Source organism: Candidatus Thiodiazotropha endolucinida, from assembly GCF_001715975.1.
Taxonomy (GTDB): domain Bacteria; phylum Pseudomonadota; class Gammaproteobacteria; order Chromatiales; family Chromatiaceae; genus Thiodiazotropha; species Thiodiazotropha endolucinida.
Genome location: NZ_MARB01000024.1, coordinates 53,822 through 71,207, shown reverse-complemented (window position 1 = coordinate 71,207; position 17,386 = coordinate 53,822). Strand labels below are relative to the sequence as shown.

Below are 17,386 nucleotides of genomic sequence, written 5' to 3'. Positions count from 1 at the left end.
TTCATCGATCATCGACTGTGGTTCTCCTACAGGGGACTTCCACCCCATCAGTTCATGCCCATGCTGGGCGTACACAATTAGCTCCACAGGACAAAATACTCGCTGCGCTCGCATTTTGCCCGTGAGCTAGGCGTTAGATTTTATTGTGAATAGCGTTCAGCATCAAAATCGGGCGCCTGCTGTATGCAATCAGTGCGGATTTATATTTCCCTCCCCTTTTAGTCTGGCCGGATCAAGAAACTCAGCGGTTGTGGGTTGTGCCACAAATTGTCCAAAGTGCGGCGGTAGTGCTCGCATTCTTGATAGCTTTACCGATTCTGCTGGGCGCCTTTACGTAAAGGATCTATTTGACTATATCCAGAACTATCGTAAACCACAGAAGCTTGAAGAATTAAAGAATAATTTGGAAGCGGCAAATGACGAAATAACTGCCGGAGAGCTTGCAGATACTCTTGCAGAAATTGAGCCTGGATTTCGTCGATTTTCAGATTTAATTAAATCTCTACCAGGATCGGCTGTTACCAATTTAGTCACCATTCTTATTTCCTTAATCACTTTAGTAATTACATACCAAACATGGGTTGGAGGCGCGGAAGAACATGAAGAAAAGATGGAGATTGAGCGCGCACAATTAGAGATTGCACGTGAAAACCTTGAATATCAAAAGCAAAAGGATAAAGAGCAAGAGAACCAGGATAAACAAGCTGAACTAGTAAGAGAAAAAATTAAAGCTCAAATTGAGCAATTAAAGTTGAATTTCGAGAAAAAATTGAAAGACGCTGCACGAACACAACCTAGCCAAACCACTCAAATTCCGACAAAAGGCAAAACCCGAATAAAAGGTAATCAAAGAAATAAACCGTGCCCTTGTGGAAGCGGTCTAAAGGCTAAGAAATGCCATCCCAATGGTTTTCTAGGGTAAAATCTAACAAGAGCATGCAGCCAGACAAAATTGCTCGCTAAGTGCGCAATTTGGCCGCTGATGCATGGCGTTAGGATTCAAATGAACGACGTTCTCTTACCATTGAGCATTAGAAACTCCAAGGTTGTCCATATCGATGATGTGGCAAATGGACTAGCCTGCGGATGTTCATGCCCTGTGTGTGGAGGCGCCCTAGTCGCAAAAAATCGCGGTCAAAAACAGCATCACTTTGCGCACCATTCTTCTGAAGAATGTTCTGACGCACTTGAAACAGCACTGCATTTGTTGGCCAAGCAAATCCTCGTCGAATCAAAATGCATCTTCTTGCCAGAACTTAAGGCAAGAGCATCAAGCAAAGATCGAGTAGGCAAAAAATATGTTGAAGAAGAATTAATTGTTTCTCCGGGCTTGTATCAGCTCGATAACCCATTGCACGAAAAGAAGATCGGCGATGTCGTGGCAGATGTCTTTGCAACCCACAAAGGTCATGAATTGCTGATTGAGGTTTCGGTTACCCATTTCGTCGACAAAAAGAAAAAATCAAAAGCATCAACAAAGCCTGCATTGAAATCGACTTATCGCAGCTAACTAATTTTTCCGTCGAATATGTAAAAAAAATGGTTCTGGAAGTTGCTCCGCGTGAGTGGATTTGGAGCCCTAAATACCAAAAAGTAATACAGCGATTGTCCAAGTCAGTCGACGCTACGGCAGAAGCAGCCAATCACATCCATCAGAACCAAATCGAAATTAGCTCGTATCGCAATCAGAAAGTGCTGGAAAAATATGCTGGCGAGTATTTAGGTTCAACAGGGCATGACAGGAAGAAGTGGCAATCCTAACAAGCGACTGTGGCGTCAACCCCGCGATTAAAGATCAGTAAGCCCAAGCAACTTGATCCCTTACCATGGCATTCAACATGGTAACAAACTTACGCATACATGCCGTCAAGGCAACCTTCTTATGCTTGCCTTGATCAACGAGTTGTCGGTAAAAAGCCCGTATGACTGGATTACATTGAGTGGCGCTCAATGTGGCCATATAGAGTGTTGTGCGAACGCCAGCTCTACCGCCTTTGATGCGCCGCTTACCACGTGACATTCCACTATCTCGGTTTATCGGTGCAACACCGACCAGGGCAGCAACCTGTTTGTTGTTCAGTGAGCCTAACTCGGGGAGATCTGCCAATAGCGTATAGGCCAGGGTATCGCCGACACCCGGTGCCGACAGTAAGAGGGATTTACGCTCTGCCCACTCAGCCTGTCTCTCGACTAACTGGTTGAGTTTTTTCTCGATCGAGCAGATTTCCGCATCGAGACATCGCAAGATACGGCGGCAGGAGGTCTCAAAGGCCTTACCCATGATTTGTAGACGATTGAGTTCCTGGGTGCGCATCTCCATCACTTGTCTCCGGCGAGTTAATAAGTCTTTGATCATAAGGAGATTGCGGCTGACTTTAGGCGTAGGTTCCGACTGAATGATGGCCGCATATTCGGCGATAACGCGGGCATCAATCTTGTCGGTTTTGGCCAATTGTTCTACCACACCGGCATAGCGACGAATCGACAGGGGTTTGACGATACAAACCGGCAGAGACTTTTGGTAGGCAGCCGCTGCTAAAGCTAGCTGATATCGCCCTGTAGCCTCCATGACGAGTCGTTTAACCCGATAGTGGGCGAGGCGTTTGAGTATCCTACTGACACCCTCTGGGGTATTCTCATCCTGCCAGTGGATATCTTTCTCATAAATGTGAACGTCGAGCATCCATTTCCCCACATCGACCCCCGCATTGACGGTGGATTTTCTCTTTTTAAGGTTTGTCATCTGTGCTCTACCTTGCTAAATTCGGGCTTGAAGCCCATTTGACTGTTCGAGATAAATCGGGTCGGTTCAGTGCCCCCGCTTGTTAACGGTCTGTGAGACCCTGGCATCATCGGGCTACTGAACCGGTAACTTGCTGCTACAAGTTACGGGCTTCACTTTACTCCTCTCTTAGGGATCTGGTCATATGAAGGGAATTGAACCATACAAGGCAAAGCAGCGGATCGTCGCTCTGCGTGCTCCTCACCGCTGTTTACGGCGTTAAGTGTCAAAATGAGCAGGCATCAAGGAAAGCAAGAAAAGCAAAAAAAGCGAGATTTTGATGGGGAGGAACGCCTGACAGAATTCAAGTTATTTCGCGCAAAGATAATGTATATTGAGGACAAGTCCGAGGGCCTAGAGGGTAGTGCACGTATTGGTCGAGTATATTTCTCAAAAACTGGAAGAACACTTTATTATCGAGGCTATAAATTTCAAAGCCTTAAGGGTAGTGGTTTCAAGGCAAACTACTTCGAAGTAGAATCCGGAAAACACTATTGGATATCGGGACCGCGTAAAGATCAAAAAGATCGTCTTTATGGAGGTAATAAGGGCGTTGAAATCGACAGTGATGTTTATGAAGAGTACATCCAATACATCAACACTTAACCAGTCATTACAGCGGACAAGCCGCTGAATGCGGCGTTAGGTTGATGAACCTGCGAATCAGAGGGGATAATCAGTGAGGCGACTTGTTGATGCAACAAAGTGGGTTTCTAGCCACCAATCCATCACAGGCTTTGCAACGTTGGTTGGAACAGTCATCGGTATTATCGCTGCTCTGCGCAGTCAGGACACTTGGATACAAGTCTCGGGTCTATTTCTTGCGATCTTTGCAGGTCTTATTTTGCTATCCGTATGCTTCCCGTATATTGTCATGATAAGCAGGTGGTTGACTTGGAAATTTTCTTTGGGTCTCGTTATTGGCGCGGTTGCTATCGCTTTCCTTTTTCCTGTCGTTGCGCCAGTTGTCGATCAGATGATTTCACAACCTGGTGAGATCGAAGTAACGCATACCGTTCCAACATCAAATTCAACGCTTAAACGTGCATCGGATTCTTTCGATGTATTTTTTTCTACCGCTATTAAAGGAAGAGACAAGCGCAAAGTCTTTGTGTCGATCGAACCTAAATACCCAGTGAAGTGGTTCTGGATTATTGATATCTTTGATGAGATCCATGAACTCAACATAGAGCCAACAAGGTATTTTCCGAATGAGGCTGTACCGCGGTTCGAATATGGTAAAAAATACACTGTGGAAATCACTGGTAGTCCTTTGAAGGAAAAGGTGGTTGTTGTATTCCACACTCCTAAAAAGCAAGAAGATTAGCGACTGACTGATCAACCTAACAAATTGCTGCTCCCGACGCGGCTCCGCCGCGCCGGAGAGCATGACGTTATACCACTGATAAATCGAAGCTTTTATCCACATTGACATGTACACGAATTGTACATACACTTAACTCATGGACTTTGAGTGGGATCCAAGGAAGGCTGCTGAAAATCTCCGTAAACACGGAGCCGATTTTGCTGATGCAGTGATTGCCCTGAAGGACGAAAACGCTCTCACGATCGAAGATCGCGATCATCCAGAACAACGCTTAAAAACATTGGGATTAGGACCAGATCTCAAAGTTCTTTTTTTTGTTCATGCTGAGCGTAAAGAAAATTTAATTCGCATTATATCTGCCCGGTACGCGGATCGCAGTCAAACCAAACAGTATTATCAAGGCCTGAGCTATGAGTGAAAATTTCAGTAAAGGAAAGCGTGGCGCAATTATCAAACCCGACCCAAATAAGGTTCGTATTACTATTCGTTTGGATGCCGATATTATCGAACACTTCAAGAGCCTGGTACATGCTGCAGGAGGCGGGAACTACCAATCTCTCATCAACGAAGCATTGCGTGAGCACATCAAAGCACACGATAAATCTCTGGAAGATGTGTTACGTAAGGTCATCAGAGAAGAATTAAAGCAAGCGGGGTGAAAGGTATAACCATGCGACCCAATCCGACGCAGCAGAGCCGCGCGGCTGGCCTTAATCGTTAAGAGCATAAACATGTACCAAGCATTTAAGGAAATGCCAACTCTCTTAAAATTCATAACTGCGCATGCCTTGTTTTGCTTTATGTTTTTCATGGCCGTTGTAATACCAGGAATACCTATAACATTTAAAGGAGAATTAATGGAATTCTATGATCTTTGGGAAGGAGGTTTACCTACTGCCGCAATGGGTTTGTCTATGCCTGTTGCTGGTGTGTTATTGCTTAAACGTTGGCAGTATGCTCGGCACATTTATTCGCTTTTGTTTATATCCGTTATGGTTGCTCCATATGTCTATTGGCAACAGTTGCCAGCAATCATATTCGGCATAATATTTTCTTGCGGAATAATTGGTTATCTGTTTTTAAATAGGAGTGCCCGCGAGTATTTCAGCTCTTAACAGCCGACCGCTAAACGCGGCGGCTGATTGAAGCGTTATGTGAAAGTAGGTTAATAAAATGGAAAATTACTGCAGGGAAGGTGCGTGTTGCTACTAGCAACCAAAAACGCTCTGGGAAATCAGGAAGTGGCCACACTTAATATATCAGACATTATGTTCATACACTCAGAAAGGCCGTAAGCATCCCATACTCGATTGTTGATGCAATTGCACGGTAAATTTCACTTTGTAAGGCTGACATGGTCTTTCTACACTCGATTTATATTCCTGTGTACGCTCTCCTAAGTCGTCGCAAGCTCGGCGCCTCTGGCGGCTCATAGGGAAAGGATTTCCGACCTCGGTTTTGCATAACCTGTGGGGTATCTTAGACCCGGCAAAGGAGCAAGCCAGTCAACATGTCATCGATCTCGGATTATCTCGAAATTTCATGGTTGTCTGAGGGCAAAGAAAACCGAGTATCAAAAGTTTTCTTACGAGGGACGTTGGAAGGATGCTTATTTGTTCCGGATTTTCAACAAGTTTGAATGTCCTGATACATGGAGGAGAGCGATGAAACACAGTCTCGAAGCAGATCTGAACGCCACGATTACCCGCGACGATGACGGCACCATACGGGCAATCACTTTTACGGATAACGGCTCGGCAACACCGAACAACACCTCTGCGAAATCACATGTCCGCCGGCTCGCCGGCAAAATCGGCATTGACATCGAGGAGCTCGGCGAGCTTGACCGCAAAGCGACCTATCTGGAGCCCAAAAAATCAGGCCCCTCCTTTCACCTTGCCGATGAAAAAACCTTCTTTGATACCACCACCTACGTCTATGCCCAGACCTATCTCGACACACCGGTCTGGGGCGCCGGGATCACATCGACCATAAATGACGAAACCGGCCGCATCATCTCGATCGTCAACACGAGCACAGCGGGCATTGACGCCGAGCTGCCGCCAACCCGCAACATCAACCGCTACCACAAACTCTTCTCCGCCGGCGAGTCAGGCCCCGGCGCGGAGAAAAGCACATCGAAACAGGCACTAGGCGCCGCATCAAAGCAGCTCTCCGACATTCTCGGCTCATGCCTCGACGGGCCCGACAAGGGCAAGGACCGTGTAACGCCTGAACTCATCTCCGGGCGCTTCTACGTCTACCAGCTCGACCGCGCGCGGCGCCAACATGACCACCCGGAAGCAAAGAAAAAACAGGAGAACTATCCTCAAGAGCCGATCGAGGGAGAACACCTCCCAACCCTGCCCCTGGCAACACTTCCCGACTCCCTCGAGGACGGAAGCTGGCATCTCGTAGCCGAACTTATCGTCCGGCTGCCCTACGAGGGGCATCTGATGAACTGGCGGTTCCTGGTCAGCGTCGCCACGGGTGATGTTCTCTATCTGCGGGCGCTCACCTCCCACGTGAACGGGCTCGTCTTCACCTACGACCCGATCATTTCGACAGGGGACACGGCAAACGATGCCAGCCAAAGCAATGCTGTGCTCAATCCGTTGCGGGACGACGTCGAGCTTCTCGGGCTGGACCCAGCCGTAGCCGGCACACAATCGCTTTCGGGTGAATACGTTCAAGTGATAAATGTGCACAACCCCAACATCTCACCACCCACCCAGCCTGAGGGTGTGGATTTCGACTACGATGTGCGCACCGACGAGTTCCTCGCCGTCAATGCCTACTATCATAACGACCGATTTTTCCGCCTGGTCCAGGATCTCGGCTTTCCCCTCGATACCTATTTCGACGGTACGAACTTTCCCATCAAAGTTGACCACAGGGGGTTCGGCGGCAGCAACAACGGGCATTGCATCGGCGACGGGGACGGGATCGACCATACCTGCTACGGCCGGATCGACAACACCGGCGGGGCACCCACGGGCAACGCCTCGGACTGGTATCTGGTGCTGCACGAGCTTGGCGGGCACGGCATCCTCTACGACCATGTGAACTCCGCGAATTTTGGCTTCGCACACAGCGCCGGGGACAGCTTCGGCATGATTCTGAATGATCCCTATTCCGGATGGCACGATGGCGGCAACAACGACCGCTTCATGCTCTGGCCCTATTCTGCCCTGGGGCGACGCTCAGACCGCGACCCCGCCGCCGGCTGGGGCTGGGGCGGTACCAATGATGTGGGCAGTTACTCATCCGAGCAGATCCTGTCGACGACGCTGTTTCGCGTCTATCGCAGCATCGGCGGCGATTCCACGGCGCTGACCCGACGCGAATTCTCGGCCCATCTCATGTCCTATCTCATGCTCCGCGCCGTCAGCACCCTATCGCCTGCCACCAACCCAGGCTCCCCGGCAGGTTTCCTCGACGCCTTGCTGACCGCCGATGCGGGCGACTGGACGACCCGCGGCCTCTCAGGGGGGGCCTACGAGAAGGTCCTCGAATGGTCCTTCGAGAGACAGGATCTGAACGACGGCGACCCACCCCTTGTCGATGTCTATATCGACGACGGGCGCGGCGGTGAATACAAGTATCTCGCTGACCACCGGGCCACCCCAACCATCTGGAACCGACACCAGCCCGATAGCGGTGGCGCCCACCAGGATCCGGTGATCGGCATCAACTACGCCTATGTACGGGTCAAAAACCGCGGCAGCTCGATCGCCAACCTGGTCAATGTCCGGGGCTTCCACTGCAAGCCCCTCGCGGGACATGTCTGGCCCACGGAATTCAAGCCCATGGACACCCCGGAGATCGGCGCACCCTCGATCCAACCGAACGACGGCGAGGAGATCATCGTCGGCCCCTTCGCATGGGTTCCGAATGCCAACGAAGACGGCGATGACAGCATGATGATGGTGGTCTCTGCCGAGGGTGATCCGGACAATGCGGACAAATACCATGCGGATCGCACCATCGAGGACTGGCGGCTCGTACCCAACGACAACAATATCGCGGTCCGGACTGTGCAACTCCGCCCACGGCTTGTCACCGTGCTGCCCGACGACGGCGCCTTCATGAATGTATGCGTTGGCACATCAAAGGTCATGATACTGACCCTCTCCAATAGCGGATTTGGCATGCTCTCGATCACCAACATCGCTTCGAATTCGGGGGAATTCGTTGCGCCCGGCGTCAACGACTACCCGATCGTGATCGCCTCGGGAGACAGCATCGACATCCCCATACGCTTCCAGCCCACCTCCTTCGGCAACAAGACGGCGCTGATCACCGTCTTCTCCAACGACCCCGACGGGGCTCGCGTGCTCAGGGTCTCGGGCAAAGCGGCGCCGCCACGCCTGGTGTCGGCAATCGCTGACAATGGGGATTTCGGCAAGACCTGCGTCGGTGACTTCAGCGACCGGATGCTGACCCTTTCCAACAGTGCCCCCTGCCCGCTGACGATCCAGAGCATCGCCTCGTCGAGTACCGAATTTGTCCTTCCAAGCGTCCTGAGCTTCCCCATCGTGATCGGCCCGGGCGACAGCCTTCAAATCCCGATCCGGTTTCAGCCGTCCGGCTTTGGCGCCAAGGCGGGCACGCTCAAGATAAACAGTGACGATCCCCAGGGACCAAAGACGATCCAGGTCACTGGCACTGCGCCTCAAGGCTCTCTGTCGATCACCGGCTCGACCTGCATCGGCGGGGTTAAGGCCTGCTGCGCAGGAGAGCGGACACTCACCCTCACGAACATCGGCCGCTGCCCGCTTCACGTCACGCATGTCGGACTCGTTCGGCCGAGTAAGTACTGGAAGCTGGTCAACAACCCCTTCCCAGCGACTCTCCATCCGGGCACGAGGCTCGACATCCTGATACGCTACAAAGCCGAGGAGAAGTGCCCTCGCGCCCAGGGGCTCGTGATCAAGTCCGACGATCCGGAGCGCCCGGAAATAACCCTCGACCTGCTCGCCTACACTGCCTGGGAAAAGACCCCGAGTAAGGAACGATGCGAGTGTGGCTGCAATGAGTGCTGTTGCGATCGCGGTTGTACGCCCCAAAGCCTCGATGCCTGTTGCTTCGACGAGGATTGCGCTGGGGAAGACGACGCTTGTTAATCGGCTCTGCGGGGACCGTATCTACGCGGTCCCCGCTGCTCAGACATCATCCGTTACTCTCTATGGCCCTATCGCAGTTTCATTCTATGTCACCGTGATAGGGCCATGTGCTCATACACAAGCTGTGTATATTAATTTCATATGCCGAGGTACAACCAACCACGAAAGACGTGGTGATACATGAGGGATCAGCACATTCAATTGTTGCACCTTTGTCATTATTTACTTCTGATGAGTGGCGGACATCTCAATTTTGTCGGCATATGGCCCGCCTTGGTCGCGAAAGGGAAAAAATATGGAATCTGGGAAAGATAGTAAATTTATAGTCACAGTCCGACCAAACGACGACATAAATTAAAGACAGGAAGCAGATTCGATTCAGCTGCGATTATATTAGACTTTACTCATACTCCTGTTTGCGTTAGATTGCGCTCGTTATGAATCACTAATCTACATAAGCGGGTCTACAGCGGCTTCTTTTGTCAAACAAAAGTAGGTGGCTGCTGCCTACCCATGCCCGCCAAATTCAACACAACAATTTATTTGCTGAATTATGAAGCCACCAGGCTTTAAAGGATTTCTATTATGTATGATTTTATTCATGACATTTCACTCCGTCCTGTGCCATTTTCCAGATACACGGCCAAAGAGTTGTGGACGAAACCGCATCTGTCCAGGCAAATGCTCAAATATCATCTGAGCCAGGAGACTGAACTTGCATCAAGGCGCTTTGAGACTATTGATGGCGTTGTCGGTTGGATCGACCAAAAACTCAATTTGCCTGGAAAGCGTTTGTGCGATTTAGGTTGTGGCCCTGGATTGTACACAAAGCGTTTTTTTGCACAGGGGGCTGAAGTGACGGGAATAGATTTTTCAGAATATACTCTGGAATACGCCAAATCCGAGTCACAGGGTGATATCAGCTATTTGTATGCTGATTATCTGACTGACAGTTTGCCTTCGGGATTCGATATCATCACCTTGATCTACACGGATTTATGTGTGTTATCACCAGAACAAAGATCGATTTTACTAGGCAGGATGCGTGGTATGCTCAAACCAGAGGGGCATATAGTTCTTGATGTCGCCGGCATTGGGCTCTTACAAGGTAAGAGAGAGGTTACTCTAATTGAAGATCGACTAATGGGTGGCTTTTGGGCTGAAAATGAATATGTCGGGATTCAAAAAACCTTTATCTACGAAGATCAACATCTAGCATTGGATCGTTACGTAATTATTGAGCCAGGTGAAACTTGGCAGATATATAACTGGTTTCAGCATTTCTCACCGCAGATGATCGAGAGTGAACTGAAGGATGCAGGTTTCACTGTTGTAGAAATAGCAGGCGATCTGACGGGTGAGCCATTAACAGAAAATGGGAATCTGCTGGGCATAATTGCGACGCCTTCATAGCAATCAACTGGGGTGCCCGCGTATTGCGGATAGCCCCAGTAAGGGGATTCTATGCAAAAAAACAAACCAAGCAGGACGGCCTATAAAGTTGCACTGGGTATTGTTACTTTGGGATCGAAACCGGGGATGGATAGACTCCTCCCCCCCGGCATCGTGGAAGCTACGGAGAAATTGCTTGTTGCTTCCGGTGTGGTTGGATCAAGAGCTGTACAGTGGTCCCGTTCCAAACGAATGGTATCTGTCTACGAGGCGTTCGACTGGATACTACCTGGTCAGTTCGAGGCCTTAGCCGAGAGAAAGGCATTCTGCGAACACCAAGTAAGAGAGGGTATAGACCAAGGCGCCTCCCAGATCCTTGTTATCGGGGCTGGTTACGATACGATTGGGTGGCGCTTAGCGCCAGAGTTCCCTGGTGTAAATTTCTTCGAAGTTGATCACCCGGCAACGGCCCGCCTTAAAGTGCGAGGTATTGAGGCCATGGGACAAAGGGATAACCTTCTCTTAATTGCAGAAGATCTCGGTGAACGAAAACTGGAGGATGTTCTAAAGTCAAACGAGCTATGGGACTCGAAGGCGCGAACCGTCATCATAGCCGAGGGCCTTGTGATGTATCTGCACTCCGATGCGGTTCGGAGTTTGTTTTATCAGTGTGCTTTGGTCACTGGGGTCGGAACCCGGATTGCGTTTTCATATATCCCAAGTGGTGCGGATGGTCGGCCCGATGCCGGTCGATGGACGGGATTGATGCTATGGCTTCAGAAGGTTGCTGGGGAACCATGGATCTGGAGCATAGCCCCTGAAGAAATTGGAGAGTTCCTGGAAAACACAGGTTGGAAATTTGCTCCTGGTTTGGCGGGGACGAGCCGAAAGTACGGTGTGGAATTCTATGCTGTGGCCACAAGATGAACGTTCAGATCGACCAGCAAGGCTGAGCCAAACACTACCGAAGATAAGTACAAACAGAACAATGCCATGTCGCACTCAGTCTCCGGATTCGTTGATCTGTACCAGACTCACTCCCTGAAGCACTAAGCCATCCCGTCCTGACTCTGATTCGATCACTCAGCTGGAAAGCTGAAGCTGATTCAGGGCCGTACCGCTGGTCCAATCGTGAATGGATACTCATAATCTGTAAATGTCGAGCTATCTGAATCCCAATTTAGACCGGCATAGCGAATTCCAGCCCAGTCCCATATACTTGACACTTCGGTTCTCTGCGTATCTATTCAGATTCTTCCCATTATCTGGTTAGAATGTAGGCTATAAATAATCAATCCTAAGAGGTGGATTTTCATCATGACCACGAAACATGACGGCGCCGTTCGCACAAGCAATCGTAAACTTTTGGCTTGGGTTGATGAGGTCGCTCGGTTATGTGAACCGGACCGTATTTACTGGTGCGATGGTTCTCAGGAAGAGTACGATCGTTTGTGTGACGAGATGGTGAAAAGCGGTACCTTGATTCGCCTGAATCCGGAGAAGCGGTCCAACAGTTACCTGGCCCGTTCCCATCCGAGCGATGTGGCTCGCGTTGAGGAGCGAACCTATATCTGTTCTAAAAGAGAAGAGGAAGCCGGGCCGACCAATAATTGGATGGATCCCAAGAAGATGAAAACGATCCTGAATGGATTGTTCAAAGGCTGCATGCGGGGCAGGACGATGTATGTGATCCCATTCAGTATGGGACCGCTTGGCTCACACATCGCTCATATCGGTATTGAAATCTCCGACTCTGCTTATGTCGCGGTGAATCAGCGCATCATGACCCGCATGGGGCAGAAAGTGCTCGATGTGCTGGGTGACGATGGTGAATTCGTGCCATGCGTGCACTCGGTTGGCGCACCCTTGGCACCGGGGGAAGAGGACGTCCCTTGGCCCTGCGCCGGCAACATCGAGGACAAGTGCATTACCCATTTTCCCGAGACCCGGGAGATCTGGTCCTTCGGTAGCGGTTACGGCGGCAATGCCCTACTGGGCAAGAAGTGCTTTGCGCTGCGTATCGCCTCGGTGATGGGGCGGGATGAGGGCTGGCTCGCCGAGCATATGTTGATCATGGGCGTGGAGACCCCCGAGAAGAAAAAGTTCTATGTCGCGGCAGCCTTTCCCAGCGCTTGCGGAAAGACCAATTTTGCAATGCTCAAATCGCCAGAGGGGTTCGATGGCTGGAAGGTCACCACCATAGGTGATGATATTGCCTGGATTAAACCCAATCCTGAGGATGGTAAGTTTTATGCCATCAATCCGGAGTATGGACTGTTCGGCGTCGCTCCGGGCACCAATGAATCATCCAACCCCAATGCGCTTGCCGCATTGCGTGAAAACTGTATCTTCACCAACTGCGCCCTGACGGACGATGGTGATATATGGTGGGAGGGGCTGACGGAAGATCCGCCGGAGCACATGATCGACTGGCGTGGCGATGATTGGAACATAGGTTGCGGTCGCCCGGCGGCCCATCCCAATGCACGTTTCACCGCCCCCGCCGCTGCTTGTCCTTCAATTGATCCGGAATGGGAGAATCCGGCCGGTGTTCCAATCACCGCTTTTCTGTTTGGCGGGCGCGTCAGCCACAACTTTCCTTTGGTTTTTCAGAGCTACAACTGGGAGCATGGCGTCTACATGGCGGCGACCATGGGCTCAGAGGCAACCGCAGCTGCCATCGGTCAGGCCGCCATGCGGCGCGATCCCATGGCCATGTTGCCGTTCTGTGGCTACAACATGGCGGACTACTTGAAACACTGGCTGCGTATCGGACGTAAAAACGTCGCGACACCGCCTGCAATATTCCGGGTGAACTGGTTCCGCAAGGACGAGCACGGTCGTTTCATCTGGCCGGGCTTCAGCGAGAACATGCGGGTGCTCAAGTGGATAGTCGACCGTTGCACCGGCTGTGGTCGCGCTGTCGAGAGCCCCATGGGCTGGGTTCCCTCCCATGGTTCCATCAACTGGGACGGGTTGGAATTCGACAAGGCTGACTTTTTTGAAATCATGAATATCGATCGGGAAGTGGCGCGCCACGAAACCATTGATCAGGAGGAGTTGTTCACCCGTTTTGGTGACCACCTTCCCCGCGAAATGGAGCTTGAACGCGAGCTTCAGCTGGCGCGGTTGTATCACTCTCCAAAATATTGGGATTTGTCTGCAACCTGTGATTGAGCAATGTGAGGTATAGGCCACAGAAACACCTTGGTCCTCATCGATAACCTGTTCTCACCCCTCCGCATGACCGACAGCACCGCCCTTCGGGGTGGTGTCGGTCGGTATCCTCATTCCAAGCCATGATTTTAATAAAAGCATGTCCATTTTTTTTACCTGAGGTGCGGCAAGCCGCACCCTACGTGCTTGACTTGGTTCACGCGCTCCTGCGTGGGCGTGCATACAGCAGACAGCGCAGCAGGTCGGGGTCTGGGTTCCCGCGGGTGACCCTGGGGACCTTCAGATCTGGCCGAACAGGGTCATGATAAAAAAATAGATAACGAAGACGGCTCCGACGATGAGCCAAAACCTGTTCCATTTTTTGTGGCGCAGTTTGAATTTGGCTGTCTGCGTATCGATAAAGGATCTGTCATTCTCGCCCAGTGACGGATCGATCCAAACCCGGGCATGGTTCAGGTCATCGGCTTCGACGGCGGCGATCGCCTGGTTCAGATCGATGCGATAGATGTGGTTGTCCAGATCGACCAGGTTGTTGTGCAGCATGTTGTGCAGATGCATCTGGCCCGCATCGATGTCGTTGAAGCGGGCGATATAGCGGATTTGGGAGCCATGACTGGCTTCCTGGGTGTTCGGCAGTTCATCCTTGACGATTACACGCACCAAATCCAGATGCTCAGGGTGAGTTTCCAATGTGAGATAGCCGGTCTTCATGGCTTTAGTTTAACAGGCTATCTATTCATCCCCCCATACCAGTTCTCCCGCTTCGCGCAGGTCATAACCGGACAACTGTTTTGCCATGGCCTTGCATTCGGTTGAACGCAGACGCGCTATGAGATCTTGAAACAGACGCCGAAACCAGATGCTGCGGGGCAGTGTCAGATCGAAGGATTCCCAGCCGAATGGGATGAATGCCAATCCATATTCATTGGCTGCCGCGCGTGCTCCCGGGGCTACATCCGCCTGGCCCATGGCGATATTGGCGGCGGCCTCACGTTCCGAAAGGGCGGTGGCGACACAATTCAGCTTTTCCGTGCTGGTGCCATAACCGCTGAGTACTTCCATCAGGAAACGTTGAGCGCCGGCGCCGCTCTGACGCATGGTCCAACGGAACTCGCGGTCGAAAAGATTTTCCGGCTGCAGTTTTCGTTGTTCGATCCGGCGGCTGACCATCAGTCCCTGTTCGCGGCGAAACAGGCGAATCAGCACCCACTGGCGAAATTGCGGGTATTGACGCAACAGCGCCGGGTGGCGCGTATGGCTCTCCTGATTCGGTCCCCAATGGATACCACAGGCATCGATACGATTGGCCTGCAGCAGTTCCAGGCCCAGCCGGGTGCCGGTGGGGGAGTAACTGATCAGGGCATGAGAGCCGGTCTCATCGGCAAAGGTCATGATCAACCGATAGAGCAGGGGATCGTCGCTGCCGGCGATCACCAGCCTGTTGGTCATCAATCCACCGTGGGCGGAGTCGAGCATCCAACGATCGACCAGCTCTCTCGGAAACAACCACTTGCCGGTTATCTTGGTGGCGGGAATGCGCTCTTCGTTGACCAGGGCGTAGATCTTCTTCTCATTCAGATGAAGATATTCCGCGACCTGTTTGACGTTCATAAAGATATGTTGATCCTGGGACATCACCGCTACCATAACTTCCCCCCGTTATCGGCTTTTGCTCTGACCGGCCTGTCTTGCCCCGGACTTTTGCGGGCGAATCTCCGGCACGGCATCGAAACTGATCTGATCCGCTCCGTTGTAGACCAGGAAATGTCTGCCCTTGGCGCGGGCGATCAGGGTGACACCGACCTTTCTGGCCAATTCCAATCCCATTTGCGTGATGCCTGAGCGGGAGAGCAGGACCGGTATCCCCATCTGTGCGACTTTGATCACCATCTCCGAGGTGAGCCTGCCGGTGGTGTAGAAGATCTTGTCGCTGCCATCGGTTTCTTCGAGCCACATATGACCGGCGATGGCGTCGACGGCGTTATGCCGCCCCACATCTTCGATGAAGAGATGAATCTGCTCTTCACTGCACAGGGCACAGCCGTGTACCGCTCCAGCCCGTTGATAGACTTGGTTGTACTCATTGAGTGTGTGCAATAGTCTGTATATCTCGGACTGACGAATACGCCTCCGGGGCAGTTCGATCTTCTCCAGGTCATCCATCAGATCGCCAAACACTGTCCCCTGGCCGCAGCCGGTCGTCACCGTTTTACGCGCCATCTTCTCCTTCACACCCTGTATGCCCTCAAAGGTGGTGATGGCTGCGGAGTCGGTCTCCCAATCGACCTGGATCGCTTTGATCTGTTCGATATCCCGGATCAGTCTCTGATTGCGCAGCCATCCCAGCACCAGCATCTCGGGGCGGGTGCCCAGGGTCATCAGGGTGACCAGTTCCTGTTTGTCGAGATAGAGTGTCAGGGCGCGTTCCGCGGCAACATGGCCGTTTCTGATATCGCCATACTCATCGATCGCGACAGCCTCTACCGCGGCACTGAGTCCCGCATCAGTCATCAGGGGCCGTTTTGCATTAGAGAGGGCGTCCATGGGGCCTACCTAACCACCGGTTACATTCATATGGCGGAACAGCACCGGTTTGGCCGTAAGATCGAACTCGTGGCCCTTGGGCTTGATCTTCATGGCATCGATGATCGCCTGGCGCAACGGCTCGTCGTCCAGTGGATTGGCCCGCACCACCCGGCGCAGGTCCATGGAGTGTTCCTGACCGAGACAGAGCAGCAGGCGCCCTTCGGCGGTGAGGCGCACCCGGTTGCAGTGATCACAGAAGTTGTGGCTGTGGGGCGAGATGAAGCCGACCCGGGTGTTACTGTCGTTGATACGGTAGTAACGCGCCGGTCCGCCGGTCGTATCCGTGGTGGCTATCAGATCGTAGTGCGGTTGCAGATCCTGCAGTACCTGCTGGCTGGAGTAGTAGAGTTCCGCCCGGTCGTGATCACCGGTCTCTCCCAGGGGCATCTCCTCGATAAAGCTGATATCCATGCCGCGTTTTTCGGCGAATGCCACCAGTGCGGGGATTTCGTCGTGATTGCGGTTTTTCAGGATCACCGAGTTGATCTTCACCCGCTGAAAACCCGCCTCGAGGGCGGCATCGATTCCGGTGAGGGTACGGCGAATGTCACCGATCCTGGTTATTTTCCTGAAACGCGCTTCCTGCAGTGAATCGAGGCTGATATTGACCCGCGTCACGCCCGCGCGCTGCAACGTCTTTGCGTAGCGATGAAGCAGGGTGCCGTTGGTGGTCAGCGTGAGATCGTCCAGTCCATCCAACTCGCCGAGGGACTCGAACAGCTGCATGACACCGCGTCTGGTCAGAGGCTCGCCGCCGGTGATGCGGATTTTTCTCACCCCCATCTCCACGAAGGATTTACCGACCCGAAACAGTTCTTCCAGGGTCAACAGCTGAGAACGGGGTACGAATTCCATATCTTCCGACATGCAGTAGATGCAGCGCAGGTCGCAACGGTCGGTGACAGAGATCCGCAGATAGTTGATGCGGCGATTAAAGCGGTCGACCAGGGATGATCGGGTCTGCTGTTCGGGGCTCTCTCTGTTCACACTCGGCCT

At 52.0% G+C, this 17,386-nt stretch carries 16 protein-coding genes; 11 read left to right on the top strand and 5 right to left on the bottom strand.

Translation table 11 applies throughout. The features are described from left to right. Positions 1-145 precede the first annotated feature (145 nt). Positions 146-922, top strand: a complete 777-nt coding sequence (locus tag CODIS_RS21045; protein ID WP_154723182.1) for an SEC-C metal-binding domain-containing protein — start codon at positions 146-148, stop codon at positions 920-922. Between the two features lie 81 nt (positions 923-1,003). Beyond that, positions 1,004-1,510, top strand: coding sequence for a competence protein CoiA family protein (locus CODIS_RS21040; RefSeq protein WP_162420270.1), 507 nt, complete (start codon positions 1,004-1,006; stop codon positions 1,508-1,510). 285 nt (positions 1,511-1,795) lie between these two features. Here CODIS_RS21040 and CODIS_RS17035 read toward each other — a convergent pair whose 3' ends face one another. Next, entirely contained in the window at positions 1,796-2,743 is a 948-nt protein-coding gene (locus tag CODIS_RS17035; RefSeq protein WP_069127247.1) for an IS110 family RNA-guided transposase, read from the bottom strand. A 270-nt stretch (positions 2,744-3,013) separates the two neighbouring features. Between CODIS_RS17035 and CODIS_RS17030 the strand changes: the two genes are divergently transcribed. The 9 genes from CODIS_RS17030 (at position 3,014) to CODIS_RS16990 (ending at position 13,804) form a co-directional block, all read left to right on the top strand. After that, a complete protein-coding gene (locus CODIS_RS17030) occupies positions 3,014-3,388 on the top strand; it encodes a 1-deoxy-D-xylulose-5-phosphate synthase (RefSeq protein ID WP_235615266.1) in 375 nt (124 codons plus the stop codon). Between the two features lie 73 nt (positions 3,389-3,461). After that, positions 3,462-4,109, top strand: a complete 648-nt coding sequence (locus CODIS_RS17025; protein WP_069127246.1) for a hypothetical protein — start codon at positions 3,462-3,464, stop codon at positions 4,107-4,109. Between the two features lie 136 nt (positions 4,110-4,245). Beyond that, the gene (locus CODIS_RS17020) at positions 4,246-4,527 is read left to right on the top strand and encodes a BrnT family toxin (protein ID WP_069127245.1); all 282 of its coding nucleotides are present in this window, start codon (positions 4,246-4,248) and stop codon (positions 4,525-4,527) included. Further along, positions 4,520-4,768 carry a BrnA antitoxin family protein gene (locus CODIS_RS17015; RefSeq protein WP_069127244.1) on the top strand — a complete coding sequence of 83 codons (249 nt, stop codon included), beginning with the start codon at positions 4,520-4,522 and terminating at the stop codon, positions 4,766-4,768. Before CODIS_RS17020 ends, CODIS_RS17015 begins: the two co-directional genes overlap by 8 nt. Positions 4,769-4,840: 72 nt before the next feature. After that, a complete protein-coding gene (locus CODIS_RS17010; RefSeq protein ID WP_069127243.1) occupies positions 4,841-5,224 on the top strand; it encodes a hypothetical protein in 384 nt (127 codons plus the stop codon). 549 nt (positions 5,225-5,773) lie between these two features. After that, positions 5,774-9,235: a choice-of-anchor D domain-containing protein gene (locus tag CODIS_RS17005; protein WP_069127242.1), complete on the top strand. Its 3,462-nt coding sequence runs from the start codon at positions 5,774-5,776 to the stop codon at positions 9,233-9,235. Between the two features lie 585 nt (positions 9,236-9,820). Beyond that, entirely contained in the window at positions 9,821-10,648 is an 828-nt protein-coding gene (locus CODIS_RS17000; protein WP_069127241.1) for a class I SAM-dependent methyltransferase, read from the top strand. Positions 10,649-10,699: 51 nt separating this feature from the next. Further along, positions 10,700-11,554, top strand: coding sequence for a class I SAM-dependent methyltransferase (locus tag CODIS_RS16995; RefSeq protein WP_069127240.1), 855 nt, complete (start codon positions 10,700-10,702; stop codon positions 11,552-11,554). A 390-nt stretch (positions 11,555-11,944) separates the two neighbouring features. After that, the gene (locus CODIS_RS16990; RefSeq protein ID WP_069127239.1) at positions 11,945-13,804 is read left to right on the top strand and encodes a phosphoenolpyruvate carboxykinase (GTP); all 1,860 of its coding nucleotides are present in this window, start codon (positions 11,945-11,947) and stop codon (positions 13,802-13,804) included. Positions 13,805-14,083: 279 nt separating this feature from the next. Here CODIS_RS16990 and CODIS_RS16985 read toward each other — a convergent pair whose 3' ends face one another. The 4 genes from CODIS_RS16985 to moaA are packed head-to-tail and all read right to left on the bottom strand — an operon-like array spanning position 14,084 to position 17,377. Continuing rightward, entirely contained in the window at positions 14,084-14,515 is a 432-nt protein-coding gene (locus CODIS_RS16985) for a hypothetical protein (RefSeq protein WP_069127238.1), read from the bottom strand. Positions 14,516-14,536: 21 nt separating this feature from the next. Then, positions 14,537-15,439 (bottom strand): helix-turn-helix transcriptional regulator, encoded by a 903-nt coding sequence (locus tag CODIS_RS16980; protein WP_069127254.1) that lies wholly within the window; start codon positions 15,437-15,439, stop codon positions 14,537-14,539. Positions 15,440-15,463: 24 nt separating this feature from the next. After that, a complete protein-coding gene (locus tag CODIS_RS16975) occupies positions 15,464-16,348 on the bottom strand; it encodes a formate dehydrogenase accessory sulfurtransferase FdhD (protein WP_069127237.1) in 885 nt (294 codons plus the stop codon). A gap of 9 nt (positions 16,349-16,357) precedes the next feature. Then, a complete protein-coding gene (moaA, locus tag CODIS_RS16970) occupies positions 16,358-17,377 on the bottom strand; it encodes a GTP 3',8-cyclase MoaA (RefSeq protein ID WP_069127236.1) in 1,020 nt (339 codons plus the stop codon). Between the last annotated feature and the right edge of the window lie 9 nt (positions 17,378-17,386).

Coding starts and splice junctions, on each gene's coding strand:
- CODIS_RS21040 (WP_162420270.1), top strand. CDS start 1,004: ATGAACGACGTTCTCTTACCATTGAGCATTAGAAACTCCAAGGTTGTC.
- CODIS_RS17035 (WP_069127247.1), bottom strand. CDS start 2,743: ATGACAAACCTTAAAAAGAGAAAATCCACCGTCAATGCGGGGGTCGAT.
- CODIS_RS17030 (WP_235615266.1), top strand. CDS start 3,014: ATGAGCAGGCATCAAGGAAAGCAAGAAAAGCAAAAAAAGCGAGATTTT.
- CODIS_RS17020 (WP_069127245.1), top strand. CDS start 4,246: ATGGACTTTGAGTGGGATCCAAGGAAGGCTGCTGAAAATCTCCGTAAA.
- CODIS_RS17015 (WP_069127244.1), top strand. CDS start 4,520: ATGAGTGAAAATTTCAGTAAAGGAAAGCGTGGCGCAATTATCAAACCC.
- CODIS_RS17010 (WP_069127243.1), top strand. CDS start 4,841: ATGTACCAAGCATTTAAGGAAATGCCAACTCTCTTAAAATTCATAACT.
- CODIS_RS17005 (WP_069127242.1), top strand. CDS start 5,774: ATGAAACACAGTCTCGAAGCAGATCTGAACGCCACGATTACCCGCGAC.
- CODIS_RS17000 (WP_069127241.1), top strand. CDS start 9,821: ATGTATGATTTTATTCATGACATTTCACTCCGTCCTGTGCCATTTTCC.
- CODIS_RS16995 (WP_069127240.1), top strand. CDS start 10,700: ATGCAAAAAAACAAACCAAGCAGGACGGCCTATAAAGTTGCACTGGGT.
- CODIS_RS16990 (WP_069127239.1), top strand. CDS start 11,945: ATGACCACGAAACATGACGGCGCCGTTCGCACAAGCAATCGTAAACTT.
- CODIS_RS16985 (WP_069127238.1), bottom strand. CDS start 14,515: ATGAAGACCGGCTATCTCACATTGGAAACTCACCCTGAGCATCTGGAT.
- CODIS_RS16980 (WP_069127254.1), bottom strand. CDS start 15,439: ATGTCCCAGGATCAACATATCTTTATGAACGTCAAACAGGTCGCGGAA.
- CODIS_RS16975 (WP_069127237.1), bottom strand. CDS start 16,348: ATGGACGCCCTCTCTAATGCAAAACGGCCCCTGATGACTGATGCGGGA.